The 4259-nt window shown below is 47.2% G+C and carries 4 protein-coding genes and 4 tRNA genes; 7 read left to right on the top strand and 1 reads right to left on the bottom strand.

Annotated elements, in window-relative coordinates:
• The first annotated feature begins 182 nt into the window (after positions 1–182).
• Together murB and birA are read left to right on the top strand one after the other, a co-directional pair.
• The gene (murB, locus tag HEN21_RS22235; RefSeq protein ID WP_001016700.1) at positions 183–1211 is read left to right on the top strand and encodes a UDP-N-acetylmuramate dehydrogenase; all 1029 of its coding nucleotides are present in this window, start codon (positions 183–185) and stop codon (positions 1209–1211) included.
• The gene (birA, locus tag HEN21_RS22230) at positions 1208–2173 is read left to right on the top strand and encodes a bifunctional biotin--[acetyl-CoA-carboxylase] ligase/biotin operon repressor BirA (protein WP_176252565.1); all 966 of its coding nucleotides are present in this window, start codon (positions 1208–1210) and stop codon (positions 2171–2173) included. The genes murB and birA overlap by 4 nt, the downstream gene beginning before the upstream one ends.
• A gap of 28 nt (positions 2174–2201) precedes the next feature.
• Here the strand turns inward: birA and coaA are convergent, their stop codons facing one another.
• The gene (gene coaA, locus HEN21_RS22225; protein WP_176252564.1) at positions 2202–3152 is read right to left on the bottom strand and encodes a type I pantothenate kinase; all 951 of its coding nucleotides are present in this window, start codon (positions 3150–3152) and stop codon (positions 2202–2204) included.
• A gap of 361 nt (positions 3153–3513) precedes the next feature.
• Between coaA and HEN21_RS22220 the strand changes: the two genes are divergently transcribed.
• From HEN21_RS22220 to HEN21_RS22200, 5 genes are all read left to right on the top strand, one after another.
• A tRNA-Thr gene (locus tag HEN21_RS22220) sits at positions 3514–3589 on the top strand.
• Between the two features lie 8 nt (positions 3590–3597).
• Positions 3598–3682: transfer RNA gene (locus HEN21_RS22215), tRNA-Tyr, on the top strand.
• A gap of 116 nt (positions 3683–3798) precedes the next feature.
• Positions 3799–3873 (top strand) — tRNA-Gly (locus HEN21_RS22210).
• Between the two features lie 6 nt (positions 3874–3879).
• Positions 3880–3955, top strand: a tRNA-Thr gene (locus HEN21_RS22205).
• A gap of 114 nt (positions 3956–4069) precedes the next feature.
• On the top strand, positions 4070–4259 hold a 190-nt coding region (locus tag HEN21_RS22200; protein WP_021498352.1), incomplete at its 3' end, for a GTP-binding protein.

The raw sequence follows: 4259 nt of genomic DNA, 5'->3' as shown, positions 1-4259 counted from the left end.
CGATGGTAGTGTGGGGTCTCCCCATGCGAGAGTAGGGAACTGCCAGGCATCAAATAAAGCAGAAGGCCATCCGGAAGGATGGCCTTTTTGCGCTGGTAAAAACTTCTCCTGTCGTCATATCTACAAGCCATCCCCCCGCATATACGGTAAACTAGCCACGTTTTTGCATCAGGAAAGCAGCTATGAACCACTCCTTAAAACCCTGGAACACCTTTGGCATTGATCATAATGCTCAGTACATTGTATGTGCGGAAGACGAACAACAACTACTCAATGCCTGGCAACATGCGACCGCAGAAGGACAGCCTGTTCTTATTCTGGGGGAAGGAAGCAACGTACTTTTCCTGGAAGATTACTGCGGAACAGTGATCATCAACCGAATCAAAGGAATCGAAATTAATGATAAACCTGATGCATGGTATTTACATGTGGGTGCAGGAGAAAACTGGCATCATCTGGTGAAATACACTTTGCAGCAAGGAATGCCCGGTCTGGAAAATCTGGCATTAATTCCTGGTTGTGTCGGCTCATCACCTATCCAGAATATTGGTGCTTATGGCGTAGAATTACAGCGAGTTTGCGCTTATGTTGACTGTGTTGAACTGGCGACAGGCAAGCAAGTGCGCTTAACTGCCAAAGAGTGCCGTTTTGGCTATCGCGACAGTATTTTTAAACATGAATACCAGGATCGCTTCGCCATTGTAGCCGTAGGTCTGCGTCTGCCAAAAGAGTGGCAACCTGTACTGACTTACGGTGACTTAACTCGTCTGGAGCCTTCAACAGTAACGCCACTGCAAGTATTTGATGCAGTATGCCATATGAGAACGACAAAGCTTCCCGATCCAAAAGTGAACGGCAATGCCGGTAGTTTCTTCAAAAATCCTGTTGTATCTGCCGAAACGGCTAACGCGTTGTTGGCACAATTTCCAACGGCACCGAATTACCCTCAGGCGGATGGTTCAGTAAAACTGGCTGCTGGCTGGCTCATCGATCAGTGTCAGCTAAAAGGGACGCAAATTGGTGGGGCTGCGGTACACCGTCAACAGGCGTTAGTTCTCATCAATGAAGGCAATGCAAAAAGCGAAGATGTCGTGCAACTGGCACATCATGTAAGACAGAAAGTTGGTGAAAAATTTAATGTCTGGCTTGAGCCCGAAGTTCGCTTTATTGGTGCATCAGGTGAAGTTAGCGCAGTGGAGACGATTTCATGAAGGATAATACCGTTCCACTGAAATTAATCGCGTTGTTAGCGAATGGCGAATTTCACTCTGGCGAGCAGCTAGGTGAAACGTTAGGAATGAGCCGGGCGGCCATTAATAAACACATTCAGACGCTGCGTGACTGGGGCGTTGAGGTCTTTACCGTTCCGGGTAAAGGATACAGCCTGCCTGAGCCCATTCAGTTACTTAATGCCGAAAAGATATTGAGTCAGCTGGATGGCGGCAGTGTAGCCGTGCTGCCAGTTATTGACTCCACGAATCAGTATCTCCTTGATCGTATCGAAGAGCTTAAATCGGGCGATGCCTGCGTTGCAGAATATCAGCAGGCAGGCCGTGGTCGCCGTGGTCGGAAATGGTTTTCGCCTTTTGGCGCAAACTTATATTTGTCGATGTTCTGGCGTCTGGAACAGGGCCCGGCTGCGGCGATTGGTTTAAGTCTGGTTATCGGTATCGTGATGGCGGAAGTATTACGCAAGCTGGGTGCAGATAAAGTTCGCGTTAAATGGCCTAATGACCTCTATCTGCAGGATCGCAAGCTGGCAGGCATTCTTGTGGAGCTGACTGGCAAAACCGGCGATGCAGCACAAATTGTCATTGGCGCCGGAATCAACATGGCAATGCGTCGTGTTGAAGAGAGTGTCGTTAACCAGGGATGGATCACATTGCAGGAAGCAGGGATCAATCTCGATCGTAATACGTTGGCGGCCATGCTAATACGTGAATTACGCGCGGCGCTGGAACTCTTCGAGCAAGAAGGATTGGCACCTTATCTTTCGCGCTGGGAAAAGCTGGATAATTTTATTAATCGCCCAGTGAAACTTATCATTGGTGATAAAGAAATATTTGGTATTTCACGCGGAATAGACAAACAGGGCGCTTTATTGCTTGAGCAGGATGGAATAATAAAACCCTGGATGGGTGGTGAAATATCCCTGCGTAGTGCAGAAAAATAAGAAAGGGGAGCATTAGCTCCCCTGCAAATTATTTGCGTAGTCTGACTTCTTCTACCGCATGATTAGCACTCTTCGTCAGGATTAAACTGGCGCGCTCGCGAGTGGGTAGAATATTTTGCTTTAAGTTCAGCCAGTTGATCTCTTTCCACAGTGTCATGGCGGTTTTGATCGCTTCTTCCTTAGTTAATTTCGCATAGTTATGGAAATAGGAATCCGGGTCTGTAAAAGCCCCTTCGCGGAATTTCAGGAAGCGGTTGATATACCATGTTTGAAGTAAGTCTTCAGGCGCATCAACATATATCGAAAAATCGACAAAATCAGAAACAAATACATGATGCGGGTCGTGCGGATAATCCATCCCACTTTGTAAGACATTTAGTCCTTCAAGAATTAGGATATCAGGCTGAACAACGGTTTTATCAGCATTTGGGATTACATCATAAATAAGATGCGAGTAAACCGGTGCCGTAACGTTTGGTACACCCGATTTGAGATCGGAAACAAACTTCACCAGACGATGCATATCATACGATTCCGGGAAGCCTTTCTTTTTCATCAGCCCGCGTTCTTTAAGCACTTTGTTGGGATGAAGAAAACCATCGGTGGTGATCAGTTCAACACGGCGATGTTCCGGCCAACGGCTTAAAAGCGCCTGTAATACACGGGCGGTTGTACTTTTCCCCACAGCTACACTGCCTGCGATACTGATAATGTAAGGAATGCGTTGTCCGTTAGTGCCAAGAAACTGTTCCAGAACCGCCTGACGGCGCAGATTCGAGCTTATATAGAAGTTCAGCAAACGCGACAAAGGCAAATAGATCTCGGCAACTTCTTCTAACGAGAGATCTTCATTTATACCTTTGAGACGGGCGATCTCATCTTCCGATAACGTCATCGGTACGGAATCACGCAGAGCTGCCCACTGGTTGCGGTCAAACTGTAGGTAAGGCGTCATTAACGTTTGCTCTTTTATACTCATAAGCATGTTTCTGACGGTCATAGCTTTATCGGCAAAGCGATATTTGCCATGGCGCGTCACAGTTCTGTTGAATGGGTTAATGGGCAGGAGGGTAACACCAGATGGGGAGGAATAATAAGAAAAAATCGCTTACGGGAAGCTATCGGTGAAAAGCAATGTGACAGATATTCCATCTGATAAAAAGAATGGTGTTTTAACTGGCGAACATTGTTAAGCAGAACGATGCCGAAAAAATGTGCTAATCTGCTCTTTGTTCGGCTGTTTCTTCATTGTGTTGCTTAAAATATGACCAACAAAACAAATTATGCAATTTTTTAGTTGCATGAGTTCGCATGTCTCCATAGAATGCGCGCTACTTGATGCCGACTTAGCTCAGTAGGTAGAGCAACTGACTTGTAATCAGTAGGTCACCAGTTCGATTCCGGTAGTCGGCACCATCAAGTCCGGTGGGGTTCCCGAGCGGCCAAAGGGAGCAGACTGTAAATCTGCCGTCACAGACTTCGAAGGTTCGAATCCTTCCCCCACCACCAATTTCGGCCACGCGATGGCGTAGCCCGAGACGATAAGTTCGCTTACCGGCTCGAATAAAGAGAGCTTCTCTCGATATTCAGTGCAGAATGAAAATCAGGTAGCCGAGTTCCAGGATGCGGGCATCGTATAATGGCTATTACCTCAGCCTTCCAAGCTGATGATGCGGGTTCGATTCCCGCTGCCCGCTCCAAGATGTGCTGATATAGCTCAGTTGGTAGAGCGCACCCTTGGTAAGGGTGAGGTCGGCAGTTCGAATCTGCCTATCAGCACCACTTCTTTTCTCCTCCCTGTTTTTTCCTTCTGTTTATTGCATTCAACAAGTCGGGCATGTTGCCTGGTTGATGTGGTGATATCACCGATTTATCCGTGTCTTAGAGGGACAATCGATGTCTAAAGAAAAGTTTGAACGTACAAAACCGCACGTTAACGTCGGTACTATCGGCCACGTTGACCATGGTAAAACAACGCTGACCGCTGCAATCACTACCGTACTGGCTAAAACCTACGGCGGTGCTGCTCGCGCATTCGACCAGATCGATAACGCGCCGGAAGAAAAAGCTCGTGGTATCACCATCA

Origin of the sequence: Escherichia sp. 93.1518, assembly GCF_013368915.2 — a bacterium.
GTDB lineage: Bacteria > Pseudomonadota > Gammaproteobacteria > Enterobacterales > Enterobacteriaceae > Escherichia > Escherichia ruysiae.
This window is presented reverse-complemented; position numbering and strand designations above follow the sequence as displayed.

What these genes read in the sequence shown, in the direction of transcription:
- coaA (WP_176252564.1), bottom strand. Translation starts at nt 3,152, where the DNA reads ATGAGTATAAAAGAGCAAACGTTAATGACGCCTTACCTACAGTTTGAC.
- birA (WP_176252565.1), top strand. Translation starts at nt 1,208, where the DNA reads ATGAAGGATAATACCGTTCCACTGAAATTAATCGCGTTGTTAGCGAAT.
- murB (WP_001016700.1), top strand. Translation starts at nt 183, where the DNA reads ATGAACCACTCCTTAAAACCCTGGAACACCTTTGGCATTGATCATAAT.